The organism is Halobiforma lacisalsi AJ5 (genome assembly GCF_000226975.2).
In the GTDB taxonomy this organism is placed as follows: Archaea; Halobacteriota; Halobacteria; order Halobacteriales; family Natrialbaceae; genus Natronobacterium; species Natronobacterium lacisalsi.
Genome location: NZ_CP019285.1, coordinates 959,391 through 984,886 on the forward strand (window position 1 = coordinate 959,391; position 25,496 = coordinate 984,886).

Here is a 25,496-nt window from a genome sequence, read left to right on the forward strand (position 1 = left end):
GTGGAATCCGTCTGGTAGTATATTCTTTCAGGACTCAACCTCTGAAACTCCCCATCTATCCAGTTGCAATCACATCGTAATGATAATCTTGTTTACGACGACAATATAGATCACTCAGGGATAATAATGAAATAATTGATCCATTCTCGTCAACTGAGCCTGCTAAATATAAGATATTGTATTCTACCGATGATCTGGGAGAAGTCTACCGATGATCTGGGAGAAGTTGAAATTCCGGGGGATTATGAACATGTTATAGAGAATGGTGGGTGTTATTATCCTCGAGTATTTCGTGCCGAAGAATCGACGTATGATCAGTCGGTTGCGATTGAAGCAAGCACCATTGACGGGGTTACTGTTACCGTAGCTGTGCATGCAGATCGTAGTGGGGAACTTGATATTCTCAACAGCATTTACTCCGCTGGTGAGGAGTACCCCTTCTACCCGTTCCGGCACAAAGCCCACGACCTCGATTATGCAAATTCTATTTATTTCTTCAAAAAGGTGGGCCACACGAATGTTGATTGGTTACGATCAACTGTACACCTTGGCAGGGATAATTCGGATCAGGAACGTGTCGAAGCTGTTTAGCAGTAGTTTGGATTTTAGCCGCTATATTTCAGCCGAATGGACTAACTCGCCGGCGTGGGATACCGAGGGTGATGAGTCCGGAGAAGGATCCCGATTTACCCCCTGAGCACCTGCGGGATCACAGCCCTAACCTCCCACCTGAACTTGATGGTGCGGATAGCCGGCCATGGGTAACGGAATTTGAGGATCGGGCCGACCGCCCGGATCTGTTGCGCCGCCAGTTTGTAATCGAACCCGACAACCCGATCGGTTTCTCGACAGTGAAGGCGCAACGTGCGATCCGCTATTTCGATCTCACGCTCGTTCCGGAAAGCAGCCTCTTCGACGAGTGGGACGACCTCGAGGAACGAGAGCAGCGGATGTACCGGGCAGCCCTCCTTCGAGAGCTGTTCGACGACAGCTATGAAGATCTCGAGGAGCGGCTCAACTCGTCGGAGACCATCGCTCGCGAAGCGGGATTCGATCCGACTGACGTTCCGAGTGATACTACGCTCTGGCGCGAGATACCCGACCTCGACGAGGACGCGATCGAGGAGGCTGCTCGCCGTGGAGATAACGCCGTGATGCAGGACACGATGCCGGATGGCAGACCACTCCGCCACGCGGGGCCAAACCCACGAAAGCCGGATTTCTACTACGAGGTTACGAAATACGAGCGCGAGATCAGCACCGAGGGAAGATGCGGGCACTCAGTGATATAGTCGCTGAGTATATGGAACTCGCCATTCCGCACATCGACTTCGATCGCGACCGAACTGCTCCGAATTACCAGCTCGCCCCTGAGTCCTTTTACCGCCTCCTTGCTCACATCGTACTCGAGGACTGTTATGCAGCAAACGGGTCTGAAATCCTCCGCTGGCTTTCTGACGACGACGTCGACGTCCCTGCCCCATCGACGCTACACCAGTATGCTCAGAAGTTCGACGTCGATGAGCATGCGGACCGGTTCTTTGACGCTACGTGCGCGCTCCTCGAGCGACACGGCCTTTTCCCCGCCGAACCGGTCCACCTCGGGTTTGACATCACGAAAGTCTCCTGGTACGGCAGTGTGGATACCGACGAAGACGGTGATCCAACCGATGAAGAGGCGCGGATCAAGTCGCAGCTCAAAGACAATACGACTTGGTTCTGGCCCCTCGCTGTCCTGTCGATCACTGCACCCGACCGAAACTACGTTCTCGGCTTCAAGCCGGCCCCGGCAGCGGACAAATACGACGAGGTCTTAGACGACATGCTCGAGGCCGTTACAGACCGCTTCGACCTCGAACTCGGGCGAATCTACCTCGACAGCGGCCTGGGGAACACCAAAACCATCGATATCTGCGAGAAACACGGACTGAACTGGCTGAGTCAAGGCAAGATGAACGGCAAGCGCGAGGAACTCGCGAAAACCCTCCCGCCAGCCACACCTGGAGGACAAAAAACGTCGAATTCGGATCAGACCCCCGTGAGATCAACATCTTCGCCTGTCCCCTCCACCCGGAGACTGTTGAGGTGAAAGAGACAGTCGACGATAGTGGCGACGCCGACACCGAATACAGATCACTCACCGACTTCGGTGCCGAGAGTGACACCGGTGAAAAGATCACGCTCGAGCGGACTGATGACGGCGAAGAAAATCGTGAAGGGGCGGAGTATGCCGAGCGCCAGGAGGTGATCGTACGCCCCGACCTCAAGTTCGAGGAGGTTGAGGACGAAGGGACGTGGGCGGCCTGGAATACCAATATGGACGTCGCAACACGCGATCTCCGCGGCCTCGCCTACCAGTATCGGTACCGGTGGCGTGTTGAAACGGCGATCCGCCAGCTCAAACAGGACTTCACGGGTCGGTGCGGATCCGCCAGCCCCGAAGTTCGGGCTCTCTATTTCGGCGCTGGGCAACTGTTCTTCAACTTCTGGGTCGCGCTCAACCACGAGTTGCCGTACCGACTCGATCACACCGGTATCAGAGTCACCGGGCTCGAGGTGCTCCACGGCCTTCGCGAAGCCGACTTTGAAGCGGCCTCTGCCAAGCGGTGGGTCTGAAATATAGTACGCAAATTCCAAACTACTGCTAGGCCGACTCGAGCCGCGAGCGGAACCGCTCGAGGCCGTACTCGAGCATGTCCGAACTGACCGACTGGAACTCGCCGTCGTCGGGCAGGTATTCGCGCACGGAGTCCCAGCTATCGCGGGCGTAGCGCTCGTCGAGCAGGACCCGCACCCCGACGTCCTCGGGCGAGCGGATGACGCGACCGATCGCCTGCCGTGCCTTCCGGACCGCAGGGATCGTCAGCGCGTACTCGAACCCCACGCCAGACGCTGATGCGCCTGGCTTGCTCCCCGACCGTTGCCCGGGGACGTCCCCGAACGCGTCGTCGTAGGCCCGCCGAACGGCCTTCGTCCGCGGGCTCGAGGTGTTGACGATCGGGACGCCACAGACCACGGCGGCCGAGAGCCGGTCGCCGCTGTAGTCGACCCCCTCGGTCAGCGTCCCGCGCAGGCTCGTCACGAGCACCTTCCCGTCGCCCGCGAAGAACTCGGCTTTCAGCGACTGGGTCGTCTCGTCGTCGCTCGAGGCGTCGAGCAGGACGGGTTTGTCGACTCGTTCCTCGAGTTCGCCGGCGATCCACTCGGCCTCGGCGTAGCTGGGCATCCCGACGAGGACGTTGCCCGGGAGCCGGGCGACCTTCGAGACCGCGTCGGCGTAGTGGGTCCTGGTCGGGTTCTCCTCGCCCGGATAGCCACGGTTGTCGTAGGTGAACTTCGGCGCGGCGACCGCGAAGCTCTCGCGGTTCTCCTCGGGGAAGTGTAGCCCGTAGCGGCGCTCGACGATCGGCCTGTCTTCTTCGCGTGCGAGGTACTCCAGTCCCGTCACCTCGGTGAAGGCGTCGATCGGCTCGAGGGTGGCACTCATCAGGACGCCGCCGCCGAAGGCCGCGAGCCGTTCGCCGATGGCGTCGCTCGGGACGCAGTTGTGCAGCGCGAGGCGAGCGTTGTAGGCTCGCCGCCAGGAATCCGCGGGTTCGGTGTCGTCCCAGGTCCGCTCGAGTTCGATCTCCCGGAAGTAATCGGTGTGATCGCGGCGGTACCACTCGCCGAGCACGCGGCCGACCGCGGGCGCGGCGCGGGTGCGCTCCTCGTCCTCGGCCTCGTTCAGGATCCGGGCGACGACGGCCCCGACGGCTTCGGCGCGGACCCACTCGGCGTCGCCGTAGCCGGCCTCGCGGGCCCACTCCGTGATCTCGTCCTCGGCGGGTTCCGCCGGGTCGCGCAGGGGGAGCTCGTCGTCCTCGAGATCGTTCAGGTTCGATTTCCACCCCCTGTGGTTCCGGTCGAGATAGGCCGTCACCCGGCGGTCGAGTTCCGCCCGGAGGTCGCCGATGAACTCGAGGGTGCGGTTGAGTTCCTCGTAGGTGACGTCGCTGTCGTTCAGTTCGGCGCGCACGAGGTCTGCATCAGCCGTCTGGGAGCCCCCCTCCGCGCGTCGCCCCTCACGCTCGAACTTCACCGGCTGAATGACCCGCGAGAGTTCGGTCTCGGCGTCCCGCAGCGTACGGTCCCCGACCCCGTCGCTGACTAGATCCCGGACCCGGGGCTCGAGCATGTGCGCCTCGTCACAGACGACGAACGTCGAGTCGTCGAGCAACGCGCCCGTAAATGAGCCGACGGTTCTGGGGTCGAACGCGTGGTAGTAGTTGCCGACGACGACCTCGACCTGGCCAAGCGCCGCGCCCATCACCGAATGCGGGCAGGTGCCGTTCCGAGCTGCGCGGGCCACCAGGTCCTCGGGGGTGACCATCCCGGCCTGGGTGAAGTCGTAGGGGACGGCCTCCGCGGGGTCGCCGGTTCCGTCCTCGCTTTCCGGCAGGTCCTCGAGGTATTGGGCGTAGAACGGGCAGTACTCCGTGGCGACGCCGGCCGCGCCGCCGTCGTCGTACTCCGGGAGGTCCCGCGGGTAGGGCGTCGGTTCGCCCGCAGTCTCGAGGTAGGTCCCACTGTTCGTACGGCCGCTGTCGGCCAGCCCGATCTGCTGGCTACGGGCCCGCGCGGCGAGGTTTTGCGCGGTCGTCTCGCCGCCCTCGCCCGTGAGGTCACGGGTGCGGTCCCGCAGCGTCTCGCAGCGGTCGTAGACGTTGCCGTCGTCGATCTCCGCCGCTCCCTCGCGGTTGTACGGACAGACGTCGGCCTTGCCGACCAGCGTGAGCCCCGAGACGGGCCGCCAGTCGTCGGGCAGGTTCTCGTTGATCGTCTCGAGGTCCGCCTCGAACTGGCGCAGTTGCTGTTTGACGCTCGTGAGCACGAGGACGCGCTCGTAGTCGCTGTCGGGGTCGCGCACGAGGTCGATCCCGGCCGTCAGCGCGAGCATGGTCTTCCCGGTGCCACAGGCCCCCTCGACGACGGTGTAGCCGCCCTCGCGGGCGGTCTCGATCGCGGTTTCGATCCCGTCGACCTGCTCGTCGTAGGGTTCGGCGTGGCCGAAGATCGAGCGCCAGTCCGTCATTCTTCGCGTACTCGTGGGCGGTCGTCCATAGCGTTGACGGACCAAAGTCGCGGCGGCTTCCCTCATAAACGTCGGCTCGTTCCGCGCCCCGATCAGTAGCTGTCGAGTCAAGACGAGAGGGGCCGACGACCGCTACTCCTCGAGCGGCGACCCCTCGAGGGTCCCGCCGTCCCGGCCGTCGCCCCCGGCTTCGCCCTCCACCGGCAGCGCCCAGTCCCCCTCGAGCGCGGGCGTTCCGGTGAGAGCGATCCCGACGGCGGCGAGCCCGAAGACCGCGATGCCGACCGCGCCGACGGGGTTGACGACGAGTTCCGACCCGCCCTGGGCGAAGACGAGCATCGTCGCCGCGAAGGCGTTGAACGTGCCGTGCAGCGCGGTGGGGGCGAGCACCGACTTCGCTTCGATCGTGACGTACGTATAGACCGGCGACATCGCCAGACAGGCCGCGGTCATCATCCCGACGCCGACGACGGGGTAGTTCGGATAGTTGTACCCCTCGAGGATGACGGGCGCGTGCCAGAGCCCCCAGCAGAGGCCGATAACTGCGGACGCGCCCCAGAAGCCGAGGGGAGCGAGTTCCGTCAGAAAGACGCCGCGCCAGCCGAACTCCTCGCCGAACGCGAAGACGCCGTTGATCGTGACGCCGAAGACGACCGCGGCCACGATCGAGATCAGCAGGTTCCAGGGCCAACCGGGCAACGACGGGCCGGCCGGGGTCGCCTCGCCGTCCTGTGGCTGGGCGAACTGGGTTCCCTCGCCGGTCAGCGGGTTCGCGTCGGGGACGAACTCCACCCCCGGCAGCCCCAGCGAGATCGCCGTTCCCAGCAACACGAGGACGATCGGGACGGCGACGGCGACTGCGAGCCAGCGAAATCGACCCCGCGGGAGCCTGAGCCCCGCCGCCTCGAACGACGGCGGACCGACGATACAGGTCGCGATGCCGGCGAGCATCGGCGTGAACATGTACGCGGGCGCGAGCGCGAGCATGCTCACGCCGGCGAGCCGCGAGACGGCGACGATCGTGCCGGAGAGCACCGCCAGCGTCCCCAGGAAGGTCGCGAGCGATCGACGATCGATCCCGGTCACGCCGGCGTCACCCCCGTCGGCGAGCCGCCCGAATGTAACATGGTTGACTGGTGTGCCGGGCGATCGATAAACGTTGTGTCGCTTCTCGACCGCAGGTGTGGCAGGACGTTGCCGGCCGGAGGCTTACCATCCACTGGTCCCTGGGACTTGACGTGAACGTACCAGAACCGCTCCGAAACGCCGAGGGTGACGACGCGCTCGTTCGGAGTTTCGAGTACGACGATACGAACGAGAGCCTCATCGCGGTCGACTTCGGCCGAGACGGGGTCACCGGCGACGAGCTTTCCGTCGACGTTGTCGACTCGCGGGTCATCGTCGTCGCGGACGATCAGGGACTCGAGTGCGAGTTCGACCTTCCGCCGTCGGCGACCGACGTCTCCGTCCGCAACGGCGTCGTGACGATCGCGGGCGAACCGGACGACTGAGCGAGGGCGACACCACGTTCGTCGGGGCAACTCCTCACCGTTCTCGCCGTTCCCGTAGCCCACGGACGGACGATCCCATCGAAACCAGCGTCCGTTTCCCACTGACCAGACACTCGCGGGCGACCGGTGCACCGTCGTAGAGCCACAGCAGCGCCGTCAGGACGACGATCCCGAACTGCAGCCACAGGTACGTCGAGAGTTCACCGGCGAGCAACTGCTCCCGGTAGCCGGCGAACAGCCGGGAGAACTCGCTGAGAAAGCCCGCGGGAGCGGCCGTGGGAGGCGTCTCGACGGGCGCGACCGGCCAGAGGACGATGCCGAACTCGAGGGTGCCGCCCCTGACGTAGCCATCGACGACGTCGGCGGGCAGGTGCAACAGGTAGCCGAGGCCGAACGCGAGCCCCGCGCGGGGTCGACCCCAGGCCCGCGCGAGCGAGCCGACGACGATCGCCAGCGGGACCGCGACGAAGATCGAGTGGCCAAGCGCGTAGCCGGTCTCGAAGACGCCGAACTCCCAGGCCAGCGGCTTGTCGATCAGGTCGGGCAGGACGGAGGCGGCGACGACCGCGAACGCCTCGAGGCCGTCCGGGGACTCGCGGTGGAAGGCGTGACAACACAGCGAGTAGGCGAGATACCCCACGAGCGCGTGTTCCCAGGGCCACATGATAGCCCGTAACCGCGGCACAGGGAAGTGGATTCGCCCCGCTCTCAGCGGATGAACCGGACGTGTGATTTTCGTAACACCGATCCGAACGGTCCGTCATCCGAACGTCTGGTCGAAACGACGTCCGGATCCGGAGGAGTCGGTGCAAGCGTCCTGTTCGTCTGTACGCTCGTCGGCATCGGCGGGACGGTCCTGACACAGGATTCGGGAACCGCCGTGACGTGGTTCTGGATCGGGATCGGAGCCACGACGGCGTATTTCCTCTACAGAATCGTCGCGACGCTCGAGCGAATCGCCGAACGACTGTAATCGATCTCGACTGCCAGCGACGGTCGGCCGACGAACGCAACGCACTCGAGTGTGGGGCCACAATCGGAGGTATGAGCGAGACGGACGCCGACGCCGACGCCGATGCCGATACCGACTTCGACGTCGACCAGTGGCGCGACGAACTCGAGGCCAAACGCGCCGAAAAAAACGAGTTCTTCGCCGAGCACCCGCAGTCGCCGATCCCGCCCGAGGAACGCGACGGGTTCGACGGACTGGACTACTTCGACCCCGATCCGGAGTACCGCGTAACCGCGACCGCGACGGTTCACGACGACCCCGAAGTCGTCCTGATGGACACCACCGCGGGCCGGGAGATGCGCTACCTCCGGACGGTGACCCTCTCCGTCGACCTCGAGCGCGAGGACGAGGACCTCGAGGACGCTACCCTGGAGCTGGCCGCCTACCAGCAGGAGCGCCCCCAGGGAAATCGGGCGGACGAGCCGCTTTTCATCCCCTTCCGGGACAAGACGACCGGCCAGCAGACCTACGAGGGCGGCCGCTACATGGAACTGGCACCCGACCGGGAACTCGCAGATGGGGACGAACTCGTCGTCGACTTCAACCTCGCGTACACGCCCTTCTGTGCCTACAGCGAGACGTTCGACTGCCCGCTCCCGCCCGAGGAGAACTGGCTCGAGGCCGCGATTCCGGCCGGCGAACGCTTCGAGTAGCGCCGTCGACGGCGGCCCCGCGGCTCTTTGTAGTTCGGTACCGTGTGACACTTTATGCCGACCGTGTACTACCGGGGCGAACGGATCGAGTGCGAACGCGGAGCGATCCTCCGGGACGTGTTACTCGAGGCGGGACTGTCGCCGCACAACGGGATGGCCGACACGCTCAATTGCGGCGGTCACGCGACCTGTGGCACCTGCGCCGTTCGAGTCGAGGGCGACGTGAGCGAACCGACGGCGGCCGAAAGACGGCGGCTCTCGGTGCCGCCGCTGCGCGGCCGCGAGGGGTTGCGATTGGCCTGCCAGACAGAGGTACGCGGCGACCTCGAGGTGAGGAAAGGCGAGGGGTTCTGGGGACAGCGGGAGCCATCGGACGACGGACGGGCAGAAAGCGACGAGCAGTCCGACGCGCCCGAATCCACGGGCTGATCGGCACTCACTCGAGTCGGCCCGACGGGGTTCCAGTCGAAATCAGGGGGCGACGCCGACCGTCAGCAACGTCCCGTACTCGCGGTAGCGTTCGACCATGTCCTCGCGAGTGTCCCAGTCTTCGGTCGGGAACGCGGACGCGTCCGGGATCGTCGTCTCCCGGTCCGGGATGTTGTCCTGCTCGGCCACGCGGAGGCCGGCCTCCCGGAACGCCCGGCGGTACTCCTCGCGATCCCAGCGGGTCATCTCGACGTCGATCGACTCCTGCCACTCGTGGGAGTGGACGTTCTCCTCGTAGTAGTTGACGGCACAGTAGAAGGTTCCGCCGGGCCGGAGGATCCGCGCGATCTCCTCGAGCGTGTTGTGCGGATCGGCGGCGTAGTAGAACGCTTCCATCGACCAGACGTGGTCGATCGAGTCGTCGGCGAAGGGAAGCGAATCGAAGTCGCCGACGAGGTAGCCGACGTCCGAGTCGTCGGTGTACTCGGTCGCGTTACGGGCCATCTCGGGCGACCCGTCGAGGCCGTAGACGCGGCCAGCCTCCGCGTTGTCCCGCAGCGCGCGGCCGGCGTACCCGCTGCCACAGCCGAGATCCAGAATCGTATCGCCGGGTTCGACCGGCATACGCGCGAGCGCGTGTTTCGCCGTGTTCCAGTGTCGGTCTTCCATACCCTTGTCGCGACCACTCGTTGCCCAGTCGTCGAACTCCTCACGGACGCTCATGTCCGGACCGTCGTCCTCGGTGCGCAAAACGAGTTCGGGTTCCGATGCTACGGGGTCGACCACGAGTGGCTCGCGACGACCGTTAGTTTCTTTAGGCCACCCTAAAAATAGGAGAGTGGAGAGGCAACCGTCGGCCGAACACCGTGGGCATCGGCGTCGGTCGAACGAAGGCTCTCTGTGTCCCCCTTTCCCTTTCCCTTTCGCAGTCGAAACCGCCAGCGACGAGTCCGCGACGGGGCCGCCACACGAACGAGACTCGACGCGCCGAACGGGCGGTACGCCCGGTACGCCGAGACATAACATCCGCACTATTAAGTCGATCCCCGAAGTTTCTCGCCAGTATGGAATACACGCTCGAGATCGAAAACGCGCCATCGACGGTGCCCGGGGGAACGGGGATTCTCCTCTTGCACCCGAGCACCGGCGAAACCGATCGCATCGACACCGACTTCCTCAAGGCCGACACCGATCACTTCCTCGTCGTGTCGACGCGAACGACCGCCCGCGAAGTCAAGCAGAAACTCGAGCACTACGACGTCGACGAGGAACGCGCGGAGATCCTCGATACGCTCTCCATCGAACGGGGCTACTCCCGGCGCAAGAGCGACACCGTCCACTACGTCGCCGCACCCGACGACGTCGACGGCATCGTCGAACACATCGAGGGTTTCCTGGAGGCCCACGACGGCAAACTCCGTATCAGCTTCGACTCCGTCACCGAACTCGCCTACTATGCCGGCGACGAGCGGGCGCTCGAGGCCGTCGAACGGATCTGTGCACTGCTCGAGGAGTACGACGCCGCGGGCCTGTTTCACCTCTCGGAGGAGCCACACGACCCCGAGACGGTCGATCGCTTCCGCGAGCAGTTCGACGGCGTGGTCGATCTCGACGAGGACGGCTCCGTCGACGTCGAGTTCTGATCGACACGCGGTCCGGCACCGGACGTAGCGTAGGGGATCCCGACCGAAAAACGGGGCCGCGAAACCGACGGAACCGGCGAGAGCCGACTTACTTCTCCGAGACGTTCAGGACCCGACCGGCGGCGACCGTCTGTCCCATGTCCCGAATCGCGAAGCTCCCGAGTTCGGGAATCTCCTCCGACGGCTCGATGCTGAGCGGCTTCTGCGGACGGACGGTGACGACGGCGGCGTCGCCCGCCTGGATGAAGTCGGGATCCTCCTCCTGGACCTCGCCGCTGGAGGGATCGATCTTCTGGTCGAGCGATTCGACCGTGCAGGCGACCTGGGCCGTGTGAGCGTGGAAGACCGGCGTATAGCCGGCCGTGATCACGCTCGGATGCTGCATGACGACGATCTGGGCCTGGAACGTCTCGGCGACGGTCGGCGGATCGTCGGCGGGCCCACAGACGTCGCCGCGCCGAATGTCGTCTTTGCCGACGCCGCGGACGTTGAATCCGACGTTGTCACCGGGTTCCGCGAGGTCGATCTCCTCGTGGTGCATCTCGATGGTCTTGACCTCGCCGCCGACGTCGCTGGGCTGGAACGAGACCTCGTCCCCGGCCCGCATCTGTCCGGTCTCGATGCGTCCGACCGGGACGGTGCCGATCCCCGAAATCGTGTAGACGTCCTGGATCGGGAGTCGGAGCGGCGCGTCCGTCGGCGGCTCCGGCACCGGCAGGTCGTTCAGCGTCTCGAGCAGGGCACGGCCGTCGTACCAGGGCATCTGGTCGCTTAGCTCCGCGACGTTGTCGCCCTCGAAGGCCGAGATCGGGATGAACGAGGCGTCCTCCGTCGCGAACCGGACCTGATCGAGGAGGTCCTTGACTTCGGCGACGACCTCCCTGAAGCGGGTCTCCTCGTACTCGACGACGTCCATCTTGTTGACGGCGACGACGAGTTCGTCGATACCGAGCGTGCGAGCCAGGAAGACGTGTTCCTGGGTCTGGGGCGCGACGCCGTCGTCGGCGGCGACCACGAGGACAGCGTGGTCCGCCTGGCTCGCGCCGGTGATCATGTTCTTGACGAAGTCGCGGTGCCCGGGCGTGTCGACGATTGTGAAGTCGTACTCGTCGGTCTCGAACTCCTGGTGGGCGATGTCGATCGTCAGCCCTCGCTCCCGCTCTTCCGCGAGGTTGTCCATGACGTAGGCGAACTCGAAGCCGCCTTTCCCCTTCTCCTCGGCTTCCTCCCGGTGCTGTTCGATGACGTGCTCCGGGACGCTGCCCGTCTCGAACATCAAGCGGCCGACGAGCGTGCTCTTTCCGTGGTCTACGTGACCGATGATGGCCAGATTCTGGTGTGGTTTCTCCTGGGTCATGCTCACCCCCTCCGGTGCGGGAGGAGTGTTATTATCCCCCACACCTCGATTGCGGAACTACCACCCGACGGATCAAAACGGTTACGCGGGGTCCACCGACGAAGCGGCCGCTCGAGGTCGGGTACCGGCCTCGGTCTCGGTCCCGGACCCGAACCCTGACCCGGACGGCGCAGCCACGACGACTTCAGGCGGGGTCGACGACCTCCACGTCCCCCCGCATCGTCATCTCGTGTGGGTCACAGACGTACTCGGCGATCTCCGGAGTCGCCTCGAACTCGAGGGTCTGTGTCTCGCCTTCGGTGTCCATCGGCGGCGTCGCGTAGTCGTCGACGACCTCGTCGTCCTCGTCACGGAGTTCGATGTTGTGCAGGAACTCGCCCCGGTTCTCCCAGGTGATGGCGTACTCCCGACCCTCGAAGACGACGAGCGTGGGGTTTTCCACCCCGTCGATCGGGTCCGGATCGACGCCAATCCAGACGGTGATGTCCGTCGCGAGTCGGATCTCGTCGACGTCCTCCCACTCGTCGACGGCCTCCGATTCCGCCCCGCCCGTCGCCTCCTCCTCCTCGAGTTCGGATTCGGCGGCCCCTTCGGTTCCCCCATCGCGTTCGCGCTCACCCAGACAACCCGAAAGCGACGCCAGCGTCGTCCCACCCACGGCACCGATGAGCGTCCGGCGTGATACGGGCACCTTTACTGTCATACGTTAACATCCAACACAAGAGTAGTAAAAACCTGTCCAGGAACGGACGATGGACACACGAGCGCAGTCGGGACGAATGCCGAAACTCGGACGCCACGAGGGCGCAAGCCCCGGGCGCCACGATGCAGTGTGGCGCGAAAACGAGGGGAGGAGTCAGTCCGCGAGCGAATCGAACGTCTTCTCCGCCCAGCGGATCGCGTACTCGGGGCCGTGGGATCGATAGGCGTCCGTATCGAGCGCCGCGAACGGTGCCGGTAGTTCGATCGCGTGCTTGATCGCCGCACAGGCCAACTCCGTCGCGTCCGCGAACTCCGTCTCCCCGCGGGCCACCGCCGTCGGGAGCCCGGCGACGCGGTCCTCGAGGCGGCTTCCCGCGTCCTGCCAGGCGTCGGCCAACTCGGGGCGGTCGTCGTGCCACTCGGCGAAGACCTCCCGGCTCTGCAGCCCAACCCAGCCGTCGTACAGCGCCGCCGCGACCTGGTAGGTCCCGTTCGGATCCAGCGACACCGCCGCGTCGAGGTCCGGATACGCGTCCTCGAAAAAGCCAATGAAGTGCTCGGGAATCTCGAGGCCGAGTTCGACGAACGCCTCCGCGAGCAGGAACTGGAGGAACGGTTCGGGCGTCCCTTCGACGCGCGGTTTGACCAGGACGACCGGCGGTTCGGTCTGGCGTGTCCAGACGACGCTGCCGTCGCCGGGCATGCCGATCGTCAGGTCGGACCCGGCGTACCGGGCGAGCAGCGACGGCGCGTCCTCGGGGAGCCACGACGCCGGATACGTCGCCGGCTGCAGGGAGTCGGCGACGAGGCCGAGCTCTTCGGCCTGGGCCGGCGGCAGCGTCTCGAAATCCCGCTCACAGTCGAAGACGAGCGCCTCCGGCGCGTGTTCGTCCCGCACCTCCGCCACCGGACCCGGCAGGTCGCGGGCGTCGAACATCAGACGAAGGCCGTCTGGAAGATGATCAGAACCGACAGCAGTGCCGATACACCGACGGTGGCGAGAACGATCTTGGTTGCAGTGCTCATAGTCGGAGGCTATCACGCGCATCGCTTAAATCCATCTGTCTGCAGTCGTTCACTGGCTCACCTGTCTACATTCGTTCACCGGCGGTCGCGCCGCGGAACCCGTCGGGACCGACCGTCTCTCGCTCGAGCGACTCCACCCGAACTCGAGGGGTGGACGAAACGTGACTCGACGGACCGGGAGCAGCGTCAGCCGCGATCAAAGGAATCGAGAGCGGGAGAGATTTCGGAAACGGAGCGACGAAACCGGAGGACCTCGAGAGGGCCGCGGTGCCGAACCCGAACGAAAACGCAAGGGTGCCGATCACTCCTCGGCTTCTCGCCAGGAGTCGGGGACGTCTATGACGTAGCGGCCGTCCTCCTGGAGCGAGATGATGTACTCCTCGCGGTTGTAGAGCTCCATCAGGTTGAGTTCGTACTGGCCTGGACGAACGATCTTGATGCTCTCGAACTGCTGGTTCAGTTCCTCGCGAAGGTCCTCGATCGACGGCTCCTCGTCGGACGGTTCGCTGACGACGCGACCGTCACTCGGCGGACGGTCTCCTTCCGAGCGGTCGGGACCGGCGGATCCGGCCGTTGCGCCGTCATCGGACCGGGGGGCAGAGCCCGTGTCCGTTTCGGGTTCCGCCCCCTGTCCGGGATCGTGCGCGTAGTACTCGCGGTCGCCGTCCGCGTCGACGTTCGACGGGAGCGCGTCGCGATGGACGACTTCGCTACGAGCGTCGGCCTGGGCGTCGTTCTCGCTCTCTGCGAGTTTCGCCGTGGTGTAATCCGTCTCGTCGTCGCCAGCGGCGGGTCCCGAGGGGGACGACGTTTCGGTTCCGGCCGAGGAAGAAGAGGACGATGACGAGGACGCACTCGAGGACCGGTTCGGGGCCGAACCGCGGGCCTCACCCGACTCCGCTGGATCGGCTGAGGAACGGTCCTCCGGACGGCGGGCGGTATCCGGCCACTCGGTGAAGCCGTCGGCGTCTGTGGCTTCGTCCGTGTCTGCATCTCTTCCCGTCGCCCGGTCCGCCTCGCTGGTCGTCGTGCTCGAGTTCGCCGACCCCCTTCCGGTTCCGGGCGAGGGCGACGAGTCCCGACCACTCTCGGGCCACTGCCGGTCCGACGCCTCGAGGCGGTCGCGTCCCTCGTCGGGAGCAGCCGCGGCTCCGTCGATTGGCTCCTCCGGGGCCGATTCCTCGTCCGAGTCGTCGCCCGACATCCACTCGCGGACGGTTTCCGCAGCCCGGCCTGCGACGCTGTCGGGTTCGGTTTCGCCGGTGTCCGGCTGAGGATCAACCTCGGTCCCCGCGCCCGCGTCGCCCCCCGTTTCGGGTGGAGCCCGGCCGGGCCCGGCGTCCGAAACCGCTCCCGGAGACGATTCGGCTGCGGCCATGCTCGAGTCGGGGCCGGTACTCGAGGGAGATCCCGATCCGGATGCGCCGTCGCGTTCAGTGTCGGTTACGGTCCCGCCACCCGACAGCGACCCCGACGGCACGAACTGAAACTTGTTCCCGCCGCAGTCGGGACACCCCGACAGCATCTCCTTGGAGCCGTCGGGGAACGTCCGGCCGCAGTTCGTACATTCGTGTGGCATTTTAGTTGTGGGACACGAGCGCGCTGATCAGCGTTTCGTCCTTGTGAAGCGTTTCGATCTGGTTCGCCGGACCGATTACCGTCAGCTTGGCGTCCGACTTTTCAGAACCCATGATGCGGCCGATCAGCGACGAGTCGCCGCCGTCGGATTTGGGATACGTTTCGATCTCGATCCCGTTGAACTCGTCCGGGCTGATCTCGGCCATCGTCACTTCGATGAGCCGGCTCTCCTCGTCGGGCGTCAGTCCCTCCTCGAGGATGACGATGTTGCCGTCGTGGACGCCGTCCAGGATCATCCGGATCTTCTCCATGGTCGCCATCCCTTCCATGCGTTCGCCGCTGATCAGGTCGATCTGGACGCCGTCTTCCGGCGCATCTCCGTCGTCGGCATCTGTTGCTTGTGGCATCGTCTCACCTCACCCGAAGTACTCCGCGATCGAGTCGTACACTTCGTCCATGTTGTCGCCCTCTTTCGCGGAGAGGGGGACGGTCTTGTGCTGTGGGAACGCGTCTTCGATCCGCTTGACGCTCGACTCGTCGAGGTCGATCTTGTTGGCGAAGATCAACACGGGGAGGTCACGGGACTCGATGATGCCGATCAGCATCGTGTTGACCTGAGTGATCGGGTCTTCGGCGCTGTCGAGGACGTAAATAACGCCGTCGACGTCCTCGCGGAGCCAGTGCATAGCCTCGGCGACGCCCTCCGTCGCCTCGCGTGAGCGACGGATCGCGTCCTCCTCGTCCATCTCGTCGGTGAACTCCTCGTAATCGACCTTCGTCGTCACGCCGGGCGTGTCGACGATGTCGATCGTCACCGTCTTTCCGTTCCGTTCGATCTCGACGTTCTCCTTCCGACGGGCGCGCCGTGTTTCGTGTGGAACGTGACTTTCGGTGCCGATCGCGTCACCGGTCCAGTCCCGTGCGATACGGTTCGCGAGCGTCGTCTTCCCGGCGTTGGGCGGACCATAGATGCCGATACGTTTCGGTTCCTGTTCGGAGAACAGGCGGTCCGTAGCGCGAGAGATACTATCTTTGAGTTCTGTGAACAGTCCCATCCTTAGGGGCCCTCCAGCACCGCGGGGTGCATCTGCGCGTACTACAAACTGAATTCACTTAAGCCTACGTCAAACGTATTGAAAGAACGACAATATGAACTGTCAGGATACGTACTACGATCCGGAGCTCCGGTCGTGACTCGGACTGTCAACGAGTACCGAGACAGAAGTCCCCAATGAGGATCGACCACCCCCACCCCTTCGTTTCAAGTGGAGATCGTCGAGGCCCCGGTGGGATGGGGCCGGCCGATCGACGCTCGAGTACCCCCGATTTCGACTCGAGCGAGCGATTGAGCCCTCGAGACAGCCGAATTCGAGGAAAGAGCGGATTCTAGTAACTCGATCCGTTAGAGAACGCTGTTCTAGTTCGAACTAGTAACTAAATACAACTCCTCTAGTAAAAATTCTATTTTGCTAGGAGTGCGGATATTGTTTCTGCTAACAGGTAATAAAACCTGTCTCTCTAGAGACCCCTCCCTCCCCCACCCCCTCTCGGACTGTTCCACTTGAAACAAAGGGGTGGGGGGGGGCTTCTCGATGACCGGTCGGATTTCTAACCTTTCCTGATCGTCCGCGAACTCCCGAGCAGACCATTCATTGATCGGACAATTCGCCCCGCCGATCCACGCTTTCTCTCGGTCATGAACCGTCGCTCCAGGGTTCCAGGTTGATCCGCCGCGTCTCCCTTCCGGCCTGTTTTCCCACAACGTCTCACTCGACTGCAGGTTTTCTCCCGGCTCCCGCCCTCGAGCGCTCGACTGGGGGAATGGTCGAATTGGTCTCGTTCGACGTCCATGCCGACACTGATGCCGACCTCGAGTGCGATGAACAGCCGACCAGCCCACGAGTCCATACGCGCTACACGCGCCTGCGCAGAGACCACACCCACAGCTATCGATAAAGACGAGTCACCCACAGCTACGGCAAAGACGAGCGTCCGTTTCTCGGACCAATCTATAGTAACAACTGCAACTATTCACACACTGATCGCCGATCCGTCTGGCGATCAGATGTGCACTGACTTGCAGTGGCTACTATAGCGCTCCCTCCAACGATTGGTCCAACGAACGAGGCAATCCCTCGAACGGACGACTCCCGTCCTCGCCACGAGCTATCAATCGACGATCACGAAACTCGGTTTCGACCTGAAACGATGGGTCCTTTTCCACGAAATCCCGTCCCCCACCGTTCTCGAGGACCAAACCCGGGGTAGACCGACCGACGAGGAGGTCTTCGATCACGGATTTGAACGAAGGGAAGAATTTAAGACCTCACTGTTCCTCTGTTTCGTTTGCATCAACTGGACCCGAGCCGGGGTGGCTGAAAAGCAGACGGGCCGCACTGGCCCACCGGAACCTCGATATACCTGGTTTTGGGTTCGGTATTCCACTCGAAATCAGGGGGTACGTGTACGACGGATGTCAGACGACAATACGGAAAGGACAGCCCCGGACAAGGTCGACGTCGGGAGTACCGACGGGTTCTCGACGGATCTCGGCGGGACCGACTTCGGGGACGACCTCGGCGAAGACGAACCGAAACAGGGATTGTTCGACGATCTGCTCAGCGGAGAACCGATATTCGAGAACAAAGAGGTTCTCAGACCGTCATACACCCCGCACGAACTCCCACACAGGAGCGACCAGATCAACAAGATGGCGACGATTCTGGTCGCCGCGCTGCGCGGGGAGACCCCGTCGAACATCCTGATCTACGGGAAGACGGGGACCGGGAAGACCGCCAGCGCGAAGTTCGTGAGCAAGGAACTCGAGAGCACGTCCCAGAAGTACAGCGTCCCGTGTGACGTCGAGTACATCAACTGCGAGGTGACCGACACCCAGTATCGCGTGCTCGCCCAGCTCGCGAACAAGTTCATCGAGAAGAACAAGGACCGGATCGACGACCGGATCGACTCGCTGCGGGACCTCCTCGAGGAACTCGACGACTACGACGCTGAACGCGACGCCGGGGTCGAGACGAACCGATCGGGGGGTGACGACGCCGACCTCTTCGACTCCTCGAGCGAGGGGCTGGGGGGCAGCGACGATCCGAACACCTCTATTTCGTCTGGAGAGTTCGAAACGTCTTCGTCTGGCGATTCGACAGGTGAAACGGAGGGGTCGACCGGGGACCCGCCCGCCGACCGATCGGCGGACCCCGCGGACGAGGCAGCGTTCGCGACCGACGAGACGCTCGAGGACGCTCGAGGGGGGGACGGCGCGGCCGATCATCCGCTCGCGTCCACGCCGTTCGATTCCCGCGTGGAGGTCGAAGAACGGATCGACTCCCTGCAAGAGGACCGGGACTCGTTCGAAGAGGTCCCGATGACGGGATGGCCCACGGACCGGGTCTACAACGTCTTCTTCGACGCCGTCGACTACGACGAGCGGGTCGTCGTGATCATGCTCGACGAGATCGACAAACTCGTCGAGAAAAGCGGCGACGACACCCTCTACAACCTCTCGCGGATGAACTCCGAACTCGAGAACTCCCGGGTATCGATCATCGGCATCTCGAACGACCTCAAGTTCACCGACTTCCTCGACCCTCGCGTGAAGTCCTCGCTCGGCGAAGAAGAGATCGTCTTCCCGCCGTACGACGCGAACCAGTTACGGGACATCCTCGAGCACCGGTCGGAGGTCGCGTTCAAGGGCGGCGCGCTCTCCGAGGACGTCATCCCGCTGTGTGCGGCCTTCGCCGCACAGGAACACGGCGACGCGCGCCGTGCACTGGACCTGCTACGAACCGCGGGCGAACTCGCGGAGCGTTCCCAGGCCGAGACGATCGTCGAGGAACACGTCCGGCAGGCCCAGGACAAGATCGAACTCGACCGCGTCGTCGAGGTCGTCCGTACCCTGCCCACGCAGTCGAAACTGGTCCTCTTCGCGATCATCCTGCTCGAGAAAAACGGCGTCCACAGCATCAACACGGGCGAGGTGTTCAACATCTACAAGCGCCTCTGCGAGGAAATCGACGCCGACGTCCTCACCCAGCGGCGCGTGACGGACCTGATCAGCGAACTCGACATGCTCGGCATCGTCAACGCCGTCGTCGTCTCGAAGGGCCGGTACGGCCGGACCAAGGAGATCAGCCTCTCGGTGCCGCTCGAGGAGACCGAGGCGGTCCTGCTGTCGGACTCGCGGCTGTCCGATATCGACGACGTGCAACCGTTCGTTCAGGCGCGATTCGAGAATTAGGGCCCTAGGGCTCGTTCCGGAGTTTCCTCGCCGACTCGAGGAGACTCCCGCTCGTTCGAACCCATCGATGGATCGATATACGAGCGGTCGCTTCGCTCGCGTATGAGACGACGACTCGTCCTCGCCTCCACGGGAAGCATTGTCCTCACCTCGCTTTCGGGGTGTCTCTCGAGCGTCCGCGGATTCTTCCGAGACGACGAGATCGATGGCCACGAGAGCGGGGAGATCGAAGTGGTCGTCGAGGGCGAGTCGATCGACTTCACGGCGGATCGGTTCCAGGCCGAGAACGCCGAGGACTCCTCGGTCTACTTTCACTTCCACGAGGGCCACGAACCGTGGTTCATGGAACGCAAGCGGGTGACGTTCGCTGAAGCGATCGATCTCCTCCCCCACTTCGCGTACGAGAACGCAGACGGGAACCACGTCGTCACGTTCGACGGGACGACCTACGACGAACGCGACGGGGGGACGACGATCCGGTTCGAGATCAACGGGGAAGCGGTCGACCCGACCGAACGAAAGCTGTACGACGGCGACGAACTGTTCCTCGAGATCGCGACCGAGGACTGATTCCGGGTCGGCGGGACGGCGACCCTCTCGGTGACCCCTCCGTTTCGCCTCGAGCGGCTGCTCGCGTTCTCGAGTCGACGAACTCGGCCGTCACTTCCGGGGCCGATTCTGATTCCGATCCGGATTTCGCTTCTGATTTCGATTCCGGTGGTGGACTCGCGTCGCGACGCCGACGCCGGCGGCGACCCCCGCGCTCCCGAGAGCGCCGACCGTTCCGATCGTGCCGACGACTCCGGTGCCCGTACCTGTGCTCACAGGCACGATCGTGCCGGCCATGATCTCGTCGAAGAACAGGCGGACGTGGCCGAGCCACGGGATCCGGAACGTGGCCTTGCCGGTGACCCACTCCGGTTTCACGACGTCCGTTCGCGCGCCGCCCCGGTACTGGTCGTAGCCATCGTTGGCGTCGCCTTTCGTGACGAACCCGTCGTATCGGGCCGGACAGCTCCTGACCTCTTCGCAGGTGGCGTCGCCGACGAACTCCTCGTTGGCCTTCGTCTCGACCCAGTTCTCGCCCTCATCGACCCAGAAGTGGGCGCGATGGATCACCGGCGTCTGTCGTTCGCTGCCGTCCGGCCTGAAGACGATCACGTCGCCGGCCTGTCCGAACTTCTCGTGGTCGCCCTGACCGTTCTCGAGGGTAACGACCCCGGTGTCGCCGACGGAGTCGTCACCGACGAACCGGTCCTCGTCGACGACGAAGATCAGATCGCCTCGTTCCATGTTCGGTTCCATGCTGCCGCTCTCGACGGCGACCAGCGGGGGCCAGACCCCGCTGACCGCGAACAGCAGCAGGCCGACGACGGCGACGATGGCCACGCTGCTGAGGACGTCGCGGACGAGTACCGCGGGTTCGTCGTCGGTTCGGAGGAACCAGCGGACGACGCCGTCGTCCTCGATGGTGACGTCGCTGGTTCCGGTTCTGCTCCCGCCGTCGCTGCTGTCACCGGCGCGGTCCCGAGTCGTCCGAGGCCGATCACCCGAGCCATGGGTTTCGGCTTCGGATTCGGTCTCGGCTTCGGCCTCGGTTTCGGCAGAAGACGGGCCGCCGAACGACGGCTCGTCCTCGTCGCGCTCGTCGGAACCGCCGGCGTCTCGACCGCTCATTGCCACGGGTTTTGCCGGGGGCGGCAATCAACTTTCCCCTCGATCGTTTGCCCGACGCTCGGGGTGGTTCCGATCGGCGCGTTTCGCGCCCCGGAAACGGCCCGCCGATTCGCTACCCTTTTTTCCCCGGTCACCAACGTGAGTCGTGTGCCACTCGAGGCTCCCGCCCGGATCGTTAGCGAACTCACGAGTCGCGGCTACAACGCCGAGCGCGAGGCGGTGACGCGACTCGCTGCGGCCGACCACACGGATGCGACCCTAGAGCGGGTCCTCGAGGAGTTACCCGAGGACGCGCTGGTCGTCCGCACGGAGCACGTCGAGGCCGCGCTGTCGGCGCTCGAGTCGCCGGCGTCGCGACCCGCGGCCGACGCCGCGGCCGAAACGGCCGACCCCTCCGTTTCAACTGGAACTCCCGAACCCACAGCAGGCGAATCGGTCGACGCGTCTCCAGTTGAAACGGAGGGGTCTTTGACGGGGGCGGGACGGTCGGTCGATCCCGAACTCCGGTCGCTCGAGATCGTCGGGGACATGACCGGCGAGAGCACTGGGACGGGCGAGTACGAGGACTTCGTCTCTGTGTTCCGGGACCGACTCGACAAACTCGGTGCAAAGCTCCGCGGTCGGGTCAACCATCGACCGGCGACGGCGATCGAGGGCATGCCGGGCGGCAGCGAGGTCGCGATGGTCGGGCTGGTCAACGACGTCCGGTCGACGGCCAGCGGCCACTGGCTGATCGAACTCGAGGACGCGACCGGAACCTTCCCGTGGCTCGTGATGAAGGATCGGGACTACGTCGATCTGGTCGACGAACTGCTCTGTGACGAGGCGCTGGCGATGGAGGGAACCCTCGCGGACGACTCGGGCATCGCGTTCGTCGACTCGATGTACTTTCCGGACGTCCCCCGGACGTACGAGCCGTCGACGGCCGATCGTCACGTCCAGGCGGCGCTAATAAGCGACGTCCACGTCGGCAGCGAGGAGTTCATGGCCCAGGCCTGGAACGACTTCGCCGACTGGCTCCACACCGAGGAGGCCCAGCACGTCGAGTACCTGCTGCTCGCGGGCGATATGGTGGAAGGCGTCGGCGTCTACCCCGATCAGGACGAGGAACTCGAGATCGTCGACATCTACGAGCAGTACGAGGCGTTCAACGAGTACCTGAAGAAGGTGCCGGGCGACATCGAGATCGTCATGATCCCCGGCAACCACGACGCGGTGCGGCTCGCCGAGCCCCAGCCGGGTTTCGACGAGGAACTCCGGGAGATCATGTCGGCCCACGATCCCCGGATCGTCAGCAACCCCTCGACGGTGACCCTCGAGGGGGTCTCGGTGCTGATGTACCACGGGGTGTCGCTGGACGAAGTCATCGCGGAACTGCCGGAGGAAAAGGCCAGCTACGACGATCCCCACAGGGCGATGTACCAGCTTCTGAAGAAGCGCCACGTCGCACCCCAGTTCGGGGGCCACACGCGGCTCGCGCCCGAAGAGGAGGACTACCTCGTCATCGACGAGGTGCCCGATATCTTCCACACGGGTCACGTCCACAAACTCGGCTTCGGGAAGTACCACAACGTGCTGGCGATCAACTCCGGCTGCTGGCAGGCCCAGACCGACTTCCAGAAGAGCGTCAACATCGACCCGGACGCCGGCTACGCGCCGATCGTCGACCTGGATACGCTGGACGTGACGGTCCAGAAGTTCAGCTGAGAACACTCCCGTTTTTCAGTGACTCGAGCGCTCGAGCGCCGCGCCGGTGGGTCGCTCGAGCACGTGGCCAACGCGATAGCGTCGGGAGACTACTCCTTGGGCGCCGACGCGTCGGATTCCTCCGCGTCGTCGACGAACACCCGCGTTCGGAGGTACGCCTCGAGTTCTTCCCGCGCCGCCCGGACGGGTTCGTGGGTACCGGTCGTCGCGCGCTGGTTTCGCGCGCCGTGGACCGTCGCCACGATGAAGTCGGCGGTCCGCTCCGGATCGACGTCTCGGAACACGCCCTGGTCGATCCCGGCACGGACGACCTCGGCGACGTGGCTCCGATGGAAGTCGTCGGTCGCGGCGAACTGTTCCCGGTAGGCGTCGTCGTGGGGTGCCTGTCCGCGCAGCGCCTCGATCGCTTCCATGAAATCGACGTGTTCGGGCTCGAAGGAATCGGGCAGCGCGTAGTCGACGAGCGTCCGGAGGTGCTCCCGGGCGTCGTCGAACTCGCCGTCGATCGGCATATCCTCCTCGAGCCGCTCGAGGAGGAACTCGAGGAAGGCCACGAGCAGTTCGTCTTTCGCGTCGTAGTGCTGGTAGATCAGCGACTTGCTCTTGGGGAACTCGTCGCCGATGCGCTGAATCGTGAGATCCGAGTAGCCGTGTTTCCGCAGTGCCTCGTAGGTTGCTCGCATGATCTGGGTGTGGGTATCGTCCGGCGAGCAGTCGAAGAGCCCCTGTTCACTCATTGTGAATAAATATTCATTCAGGAAGCATATAACTTATTACTTCGTCCGATCTCGAAGCATCGTCTGTACCCCACGTGCTGGGAGTAGCCGACGGCAGTCACTCGACGCTTGCCGACACCGCCGTCGAGTGACCGAGAGTCGCGCTTCGGGTGGGTGGAACTCGTCATTTCACGTTGGAACTCGAAGCACGGGACAACAGATAAACTGCGATAGCACCGAACACGAGGTCGAGTCCGATCAGGACGGCGACACCCGGTGCGACGCCGTTGAGGGCGCCGTCGAACCACGAGACCTCGACGACCGTCATGACGTCTTGGTCGATCATGAGCGAGCGTGCGGCGTCGACCCCGTAGGTAACCGGATTGAAGCGAGCGAACGTCCGAATCCACTCCGGTAGGGTCTCGAGGGGGAGGAACGCGCTCGACAGAAACAACAGCGGAAACTGTAACAGGTTCGCGCCGATGATCGTCGATTCCTGATCCCGGGTGAGGATCGCCAGTGCGTTCGAGAACGCGACGAACCAGAGCGAAAACAGGATACCGATCGCGACGATGCCGACGGCACCGGCGATACCGGTGACGATCTCCGCGCCGAGCAGGACGCCGAGTCCGAGGATGATGGCGATCTGAACGGCGATCCGGAACACCTCCGCGGCGGTCTTGCCGACGAAGACGGCCGTGCGGTTCATCGGCGTCACGAGCACCTTCTCGAACATTCCGTTCTCGATGTCGTTGACCAGCCCCACGCCCGACGTGATGGCCGCCGCGAGCGCGACCTGGATCGCGATCGCGGGGACGAGGTACGTCTCGTAACTGATCCCGGGAATCCCCCGATTGACGGCGCCGCCGGCCACGTTCCCGAACACCTCCGTGAACAACACGAGGAAAATGATCGGCTGTACGAGCGAGACGACCAGAACGAACGGGTTCCGAACGGCCTTGCGGTTCCACCGCTTGAAGTTTACCCACGCGTCCCCGGCGAAGGTGTTTCCGGAGCGTGCGTCCGGCCCTGCCGAGGTCGCCGTGTCTTCGTCGGCACCCGGCAGACTCATCGTTCGGCCTCCGTGTCGTCGGTCTCGAGTTCCTCGCCGGTGATCGCCAGGAACACGTCGTCGAGGGACGGTGCGCGGATGTTGAACCCGGTCACCGTCAACTCCGCGTCCCGGAGCGCGACCAGTAAATCGGTCCCGTGCTGGCGGGCCGTCTCCGCGGTGACGCTGATCCCCTCGTCGGTTTCGGTGACGGACGCGTCCGTGAACGCGTCGAACTCGCGTGCGATCGCCGCGGCCCGCTCCCGGGCCGCCTGATCGCCCTCCAGTTCCACGTCGAGAACCTCGCCGCCGACTTCCCGTTTCAGGTCCGCTGGACTTCCCTCGGCGACGATTTCTCCGTCGAGGATAACCGCCAGACGATCGCAGAGTTGGTCGGCCTCCTCGAGGTACTGCGTAGTCAGGAAGATGGTCGTCCCGAGGTCGTTGATGCGCCGGAAGTAGTCCCACAGTCGGTTGCGGGCCTTCGGGTCGAGCCCCGTCGTCGGTTCGTCCAGGAAGACCAGCGGCGGCCGGTGGACCAGCGCTGTCGCGGCGTCCAGTCGCTTCTTCATACCGCCCGAGAACTCCTCGGCCCGCTTGTCGGCGACGTCGACGAGATCGACGAGATCGAGCAGTTCGGAGACTCGCTCGGGGCGCTCGCCACGCGGCACCCCGTAGGCCTCGCAGGCGAATCGGATGTTCTCCTCGGCGGTGAGTTCCGGATCGATACTCGTCTCCTGGGCCATATAGCCGATGGATTCGCGGATCTTGCGGGATTCCGACCGGACGTCGAAGCCGTTGACTCGGACCTCCCCACCCGTTGGGGACAACAGCGTGGCGAACACTTTGATCGTCGTCGTTTTCCCCGCCCCGTTCGGCCCGAGGAAGCCGAAGAACTCCCCGTTGGGGACGACCATGTCGATCCCGCTGACGGCGGCGGTCCCGTCGGAGTAGACGAGTTCGAGTCCATCGACGTCGATAGCTATCGGAGGGCCCGTCCTCCCCTCTCGGCGGGAGTCGTCGTCGCCTCGAGCGAGTTCGGCCGCCCTCTCTGGTTCCGGTGATGACATACCTTTGCTACTGGACCTGACGCGAGATGAGTTGTCCC

The 25,496-nt window shown here is 64.3% G+C and carries 27 protein-coding genes; 12 read left to right on the forward strand and 15 right to left on the reverse strand.

The genetic code is table 11. The features are described 5' to 3' along the window. Window positions 1-189 precede the first annotated feature (189 nt). The 4 genes from CHINAEXTREME_RS04500 (at window position 190) to CHINAEXTREME_RS04515 (ending at window position 2,616) form a co-directional block, all read left to right on the forward strand. Window positions 190-591 (forward strand): hypothetical protein, encoded by a 402-nt coding sequence (locus CHINAEXTREME_RS04500; RefSeq protein WP_193790372.1) that lies wholly within the window; start codon window positions 190-192, stop codon window positions 589-591. Between the two features lie 71 nt (window positions 592-662). Beyond that, window positions 663-1,292, forward strand: a complete 630-nt coding sequence (locus CHINAEXTREME_RS04505; RefSeq protein WP_238593345.1) for a transposase — start codon at window positions 663-665, stop codon at window positions 1,290-1,292. Between the two features lie 11 nt (window positions 1,293-1,303). Further along, window positions 1,304-2,089: a hypothetical protein gene (locus CHINAEXTREME_RS04510; protein WP_007141280.1), complete on the forward strand. Its 786-nt coding sequence runs from the start codon at window positions 1,304-1,306 to the stop codon at window positions 2,087-2,089. Continuing rightward, complete coding sequence (locus CHINAEXTREME_RS04515; RefSeq protein ID WP_007141281.1) at window positions 2,086-2,616, forward strand: hypothetical protein; 531 nt, start codon at window positions 2,086-2,088, stop codon at window positions 2,614-2,616. The genes CHINAEXTREME_RS04510 and CHINAEXTREME_RS04515 overlap by 4 nt, the downstream gene beginning before the upstream one ends. A 28-nt stretch (window positions 2,617-2,644) precedes the next feature. Here CHINAEXTREME_RS04515 and CHINAEXTREME_RS04520 read toward each other — a convergent pair whose 3' ends face one another. Both CHINAEXTREME_RS04520 and CHINAEXTREME_RS04525 read right to left on the reverse strand, forming a co-directional pair. Then, window positions 2,645-5,074 (reverse strand): ATP-dependent DNA helicase, encoded by a 2,430-nt coding sequence (locus CHINAEXTREME_RS04520; RefSeq protein WP_010546418.1) that lies wholly within the window; start codon window positions 5,072-5,074, stop codon window positions 2,645-2,647. 132 nt (window positions 5,075-5,206) lie between these two features. After that, window positions 5,207-6,160, reverse strand: coding sequence for a CPBP family intramembrane glutamic endopeptidase (locus tag CHINAEXTREME_RS04525; protein ID WP_007141284.1), 954 nt, complete (start codon window positions 6,158-6,160; stop codon window positions 5,207-5,209). A 152-nt stretch (window positions 6,161-6,312) separates the two neighbouring features. On the opposite strand from CHINAEXTREME_RS04525, the gene CHINAEXTREME_RS04530 reads away from it, so the two are divergent. After that, complete coding sequence (locus CHINAEXTREME_RS04530) at window positions 6,313-6,585, forward strand: DUF7127 family protein (protein WP_007141285.1); 273 nt, start codon at window positions 6,313-6,315, stop codon at window positions 6,583-6,585. Window positions 6,586-6,619: 34 nt separating this feature from the next. On the opposite strand, the gene CHINAEXTREME_RS04535 is transcribed toward CHINAEXTREME_RS04530, so the two are convergent. Further along, complete coding sequence (locus tag CHINAEXTREME_RS04535) at window positions 6,620-7,249, reverse strand: metal-dependent hydrolase (protein WP_007141286.1); 630 nt, start codon at window positions 7,247-7,249, stop codon at window positions 6,620-6,622. A 51-nt stretch (window positions 7,250-7,300) separates the two neighbouring features. Between CHINAEXTREME_RS04535 and CHINAEXTREME_RS04540 the strand changes: the two genes are divergently transcribed. From CHINAEXTREME_RS04540 to CHINAEXTREME_RS04550, 3 genes are all read left to right on the forward strand, one after another. Beyond that, on the forward strand, window positions 7,301-7,558 hold the full coding sequence (locus CHINAEXTREME_RS04540; protein ID WP_007141287.1) for a hypothetical protein: 258 nt from the start codon (window positions 7,301-7,303) through the stop codon (window positions 7,556-7,558). Window positions 7,559-7,629: 71 nt separating this feature from the next. Further along, the gene (locus tag CHINAEXTREME_RS04545; RefSeq protein WP_007141288.1) at window positions 7,630-8,250 is read left to right on the forward strand and encodes a DUF1684 domain-containing protein; all 621 of its coding nucleotides are present in this window, start codon (window positions 7,630-7,632) and stop codon (window positions 8,248-8,250) included. 54 nt (window positions 8,251-8,304) lie between these two features. Beyond that, on the forward strand, window positions 8,305-8,679 hold the full coding sequence (locus CHINAEXTREME_RS04550; protein ID WP_007141289.1) for a 2Fe-2S iron-sulfur cluster-binding protein: 375 nt from the start codon (window positions 8,305-8,307) through the stop codon (window positions 8,677-8,679). Between the two features lie 42 nt (window positions 8,680-8,721). Here the strand turns inward: CHINAEXTREME_RS04550 and CHINAEXTREME_RS04555 are convergent, their stop codons facing one another. Continuing rightward, a complete protein-coding gene (locus CHINAEXTREME_RS04555; RefSeq protein WP_007141290.1) occupies window positions 8,722-9,402 on the reverse strand; it encodes a class I SAM-dependent methyltransferase in 681 nt (226 codons plus the stop codon). A 341-nt stretch (window positions 9,403-9,743) separates the two neighbouring features. Here CHINAEXTREME_RS04555 and CHINAEXTREME_RS04560 point away from each other — a divergent pair, with 341 nt between their 5' ends. Then, window positions 9,744-10,322, forward strand: coding sequence for a DUF7090 family protein (locus CHINAEXTREME_RS04560; protein ID WP_007141291.1), 579 nt, complete (start codon window positions 9,744-9,746; stop codon window positions 10,320-10,322). An 88-nt stretch (window positions 10,323-10,410) separates the two neighbouring features. On the opposite strand, the gene tuf is transcribed toward CHINAEXTREME_RS04560, so the two are convergent. The 7 genes from tuf to CHINAEXTREME_RS04590 form a co-directional block, all read right to left on the reverse strand. Further along, a complete protein-coding gene (gene tuf, locus CHINAEXTREME_RS04565) occupies window positions 10,411-11,679 on the reverse strand; it encodes a translation elongation factor EF-1 subunit alpha (RefSeq protein WP_007141292.1) in 1,269 nt (422 codons plus the stop codon). Window positions 11,680-11,863: 184 nt separating this feature from the next. After that, window positions 11,864-12,382 carry a cupredoxin domain-containing protein gene (locus CHINAEXTREME_RS04570; protein WP_044961462.1) on the reverse strand — a complete coding sequence of 173 codons (519 nt, stop codon included), beginning with the start codon at window positions 12,380-12,382 and terminating at the stop codon, window positions 11,864-11,866. 153 nt (window positions 12,383-12,535) lie between these two features. Next, a complete protein-coding gene (locus CHINAEXTREME_RS04575) occupies window positions 12,536-13,318 on the reverse strand; it encodes a DUF7089 family protein (RefSeq protein ID WP_007141294.1) in 783 nt (260 codons plus the stop codon). Then, the gene (locus CHINAEXTREME_RS22595; RefSeq protein WP_449289595.1) at window positions 13,318-13,407 is read right to left on the reverse strand and encodes a hypothetical protein; all 90 of its coding nucleotides are present in this window, start codon (window positions 13,405-13,407) and stop codon (window positions 13,318-13,320) included. The genes CHINAEXTREME_RS04575 and CHINAEXTREME_RS22595 overlap by 1 nt, the downstream gene beginning before the upstream one ends. Before the next feature lie 301 nt (window positions 13,408-13,708). After that, the gene (locus CHINAEXTREME_RS04580; protein ID WP_007141295.1) at window positions 13,709-14,986 is read right to left on the reverse strand and encodes an OapC/ArvC family zinc-ribbon domain-containing protein; all 1,278 of its coding nucleotides are present in this window, start codon (window positions 14,984-14,986) and stop codon (window positions 13,709-13,711) included. A 1-nt stretch (window position 14,987) separates the two neighbouring features. Continuing rightward, window positions 14,988-15,392: a DUF2073 domain-containing protein gene (locus tag CHINAEXTREME_RS04585; protein WP_007141296.1), complete on the reverse strand. Its 405-nt coding sequence runs from the start codon at window positions 15,390-15,392 to the stop codon at window positions 14,988-14,990. 9 nt (window positions 15,393-15,401) lie between these two features. Next, window positions 15,402-16,040: an Era-like GTP-binding protein gene (locus CHINAEXTREME_RS04590; RefSeq protein WP_007141297.1), complete on the reverse strand. Its 639-nt coding sequence runs from the start codon at window positions 16,038-16,040 to the stop codon at window positions 15,402-15,404. Between the two features lie 1,418 nt (window positions 16,041-17,458). Here CHINAEXTREME_RS04590 and CHINAEXTREME_RS04595 point away from each other — a divergent pair. Together CHINAEXTREME_RS04595 and CHINAEXTREME_RS04600 are read left to right on the forward strand one after the other, a co-directional pair. Further along, window positions 17,459-19,237: an ORC1-type DNA replication protein gene (locus tag CHINAEXTREME_RS04595; protein WP_007141298.1), complete on the forward strand. Its 1,779-nt coding sequence runs from the start codon at window positions 17,459-17,461 to the stop codon at window positions 19,235-19,237. A gap of 102 nt (window positions 19,238-19,339) precedes the next feature. Then, a complete protein-coding gene (locus tag CHINAEXTREME_RS04600; protein WP_007141299.1) occupies window positions 19,340-19,807 on the forward strand; it encodes a hypothetical protein in 468 nt (155 codons plus the stop codon). A gap of 90 nt (window positions 19,808-19,897) precedes the next feature. Here the strand turns inward: CHINAEXTREME_RS04600 and CHINAEXTREME_RS04605 are convergent, their stop codons facing one another. After that, window positions 19,898-20,914, reverse strand: a complete 1,017-nt coding sequence (locus CHINAEXTREME_RS04605; protein ID WP_010546416.1) for a S24/S26 family peptidase — start codon at window positions 20,912-20,914, stop codon at window positions 19,898-19,900. A gap of 147 nt (window positions 20,915-21,061) precedes the next feature. On the opposite strand from CHINAEXTREME_RS04605, the gene CHINAEXTREME_RS04610 reads away from it, so the two are divergent. Further along, window positions 21,062-22,621 carry a DNA-directed DNA polymerase II small subunit gene (locus CHINAEXTREME_RS04610; RefSeq protein WP_007141301.1) on the forward strand — a complete coding sequence of 520 codons (1,560 nt, stop codon included), beginning with the start codon at window positions 21,062-21,064 and terminating at the stop codon, window positions 22,619-22,621. Between the two features lie 89 nt (window positions 22,622-22,710). Here CHINAEXTREME_RS04610 and CHINAEXTREME_RS04615 read toward each other — a convergent pair whose 3' ends face one another. The 3 genes from CHINAEXTREME_RS04615 to CHINAEXTREME_RS04625 all read right to left on the reverse strand — a co-directional run bounded on the left by CHINAEXTREME_RS04615 (window position 22,711) and on the right by CHINAEXTREME_RS04625 (window position 25,458). After that, complete coding sequence (locus CHINAEXTREME_RS04615; RefSeq protein ID WP_007141302.1) at window positions 22,711-23,358, reverse strand: TetR/AcrR family transcriptional regulator; 648 nt, start codon at window positions 23,356-23,358, stop codon at window positions 22,711-22,713. 163 nt (window positions 23,359-23,521) lie between these two features. Further along, window positions 23,522-24,409, reverse strand: a complete 888-nt coding sequence (locus CHINAEXTREME_RS04620) for an ABC transporter permease (RefSeq protein ID WP_007141303.1) — start codon at window positions 24,407-24,409, stop codon at window positions 23,522-23,524. Beyond that, a complete protein-coding gene (locus CHINAEXTREME_RS04625) occupies window positions 24,406-25,458 on the reverse strand; it encodes an ABC transporter ATP-binding protein (RefSeq protein WP_007141304.1) in 1,053 nt (350 codons plus the stop codon). The genes CHINAEXTREME_RS04620 and CHINAEXTREME_RS04625 overlap by 4 nt, the downstream gene beginning before the upstream one ends. Window positions 25,459-25,496: the final 38 nt, after the last annotated feature.

Coding starts and splice junctions, on each gene's coding strand:
- CHINAEXTREME_RS04505 (WP_238593345.1), top strand. CDS start 663: ATGAGTCCGGAGAAGGATCCCGATTTACCCCCTGAGCACCTGCGGGAT.
- CHINAEXTREME_RS22595 (WP_449289595.1), bottom strand. CDS start 13,407: ATGAGCACTGCAACCAAGATCGTTCTCGCCACCGTCGGTGTATCGGCA.
- CHINAEXTREME_RS04510 (WP_007141280.1), top strand. CDS start 1,304: ATGGAACTCGCCATTCCGCACATCGACTTCGATCGCGACCGAACTGCT.
- CHINAEXTREME_RS04595 (WP_007141298.1), top strand. CDS start 17,459: ATGTCAGACGACAATACGGAAAGGACAGCCCCGGACAAGGTCGACGTC.
- CHINAEXTREME_RS04545 (WP_007141288.1), top strand. CDS start 7,630: ATGAGCGAGACGGACGCCGACGCCGACGCCGATGCCGATACCGACTTC.
- CHINAEXTREME_RS04575 (WP_007141294.1), bottom strand. CDS start 13,318: ATGTTCGACGCCCGCGACCTGCCGGGTCCGGTGGCGGAGGTGCGGGAC.
- CHINAEXTREME_RS04580 (WP_007141295.1), bottom strand. CDS start 14,986: ATGCCACACGAATGTACGAACTGCGGCCGGACGTTCCCCGACGGCTCC.
- tuf (WP_007141292.1), bottom strand. CDS start 11,679: ATGACCCAGGAGAAACCACACCAGAATCTGGCCATCATCGGTCACGTA.
- CHINAEXTREME_RS04520 (WP_010546418.1), bottom strand. CDS start 5,074: ATGACGGACTGGCGCTCGATCTTCGGCCACGCCGAACCCTACGACGAG.
- CHINAEXTREME_RS04535 (WP_007141286.1), bottom strand. CDS start 7,249: ATGTGGCCCTGGGAACACGCGCTCGTGGGGTATCTCGCCTACTCGCTG.
- CHINAEXTREME_RS04540 (WP_007141287.1), top strand. CDS start 7,301: ATGAACCGGACGTGTGATTTTCGTAACACCGATCCGAACGGTCCGTCA.
- CHINAEXTREME_RS04585 (WP_007141296.1), bottom strand. CDS start 15,392: ATGCCACAAGCAACAGATGCCGACGACGGAGATGCGCCGGAAGACGGC.
- CHINAEXTREME_RS04620 (WP_007141303.1), bottom strand. CDS start 24,409: ATGAGTCTGCCGGGTGCCGACGAAGACACGGCGACCTCGGCAGGGCCG.
- CHINAEXTREME_RS04625 (WP_007141304.1), bottom strand. CDS start 25,458: ATGTCATCACCGGAACCAGAGAGGGCGGCCGAACTCGCTCGAGGCGAC.
- CHINAEXTREME_RS04615 (WP_007141302.1), bottom strand. CDS start 23,358: ATGAGTGAACAGGGGCTCTTCGACTGCTCGCCGGACGATACCCACACC.
- CHINAEXTREME_RS04600 (WP_007141299.1), top strand. CDS start 19,340: ATGAGACGACGACTCGTCCTCGCCTCCACGGGAAGCATTGTCCTCACC.
- CHINAEXTREME_RS04500 (WP_193790372.1), top strand. CDS start 190: ATGATCTGGGAGAAGTCTACCGATGATCTGGGAGAAGTTGAAATTCCG.
- CHINAEXTREME_RS04570 (WP_044961462.1), bottom strand. CDS start 12,382: ATGACAGTAAAGGTGCCCGTATCACGCCGGACGCTCATCGGTGCCGTG.
- CHINAEXTREME_RS04605 (WP_010546416.1), bottom strand. CDS start 20,914: ATGAGCGGTCGAGACGCCGGCGGTTCCGACGAGCGCGACGAGGACGAG.
- CHINAEXTREME_RS04590 (WP_007141297.1), bottom strand. CDS start 16,040: ATGGGACTGTTCACAGAACTCAAAGATAGTATCTCTCGCGCTACGGAC.
- CHINAEXTREME_RS04550 (WP_007141289.1), top strand. CDS start 8,305: ATGCCGACCGTGTACTACCGGGGCGAACGGATCGAGTGCGAACGCGGA.
- CHINAEXTREME_RS04560 (WP_007141291.1), top strand. CDS start 9,744: ATGGAATACACGCTCGAGATCGAAAACGCGCCATCGACGGTGCCCGGG.
- CHINAEXTREME_RS04555 (WP_007141290.1), bottom strand. CDS start 9,402: ATGAGCGTCCGTGAGGAGTTCGACGACTGGGCAACGAGTGGTCGCGAC.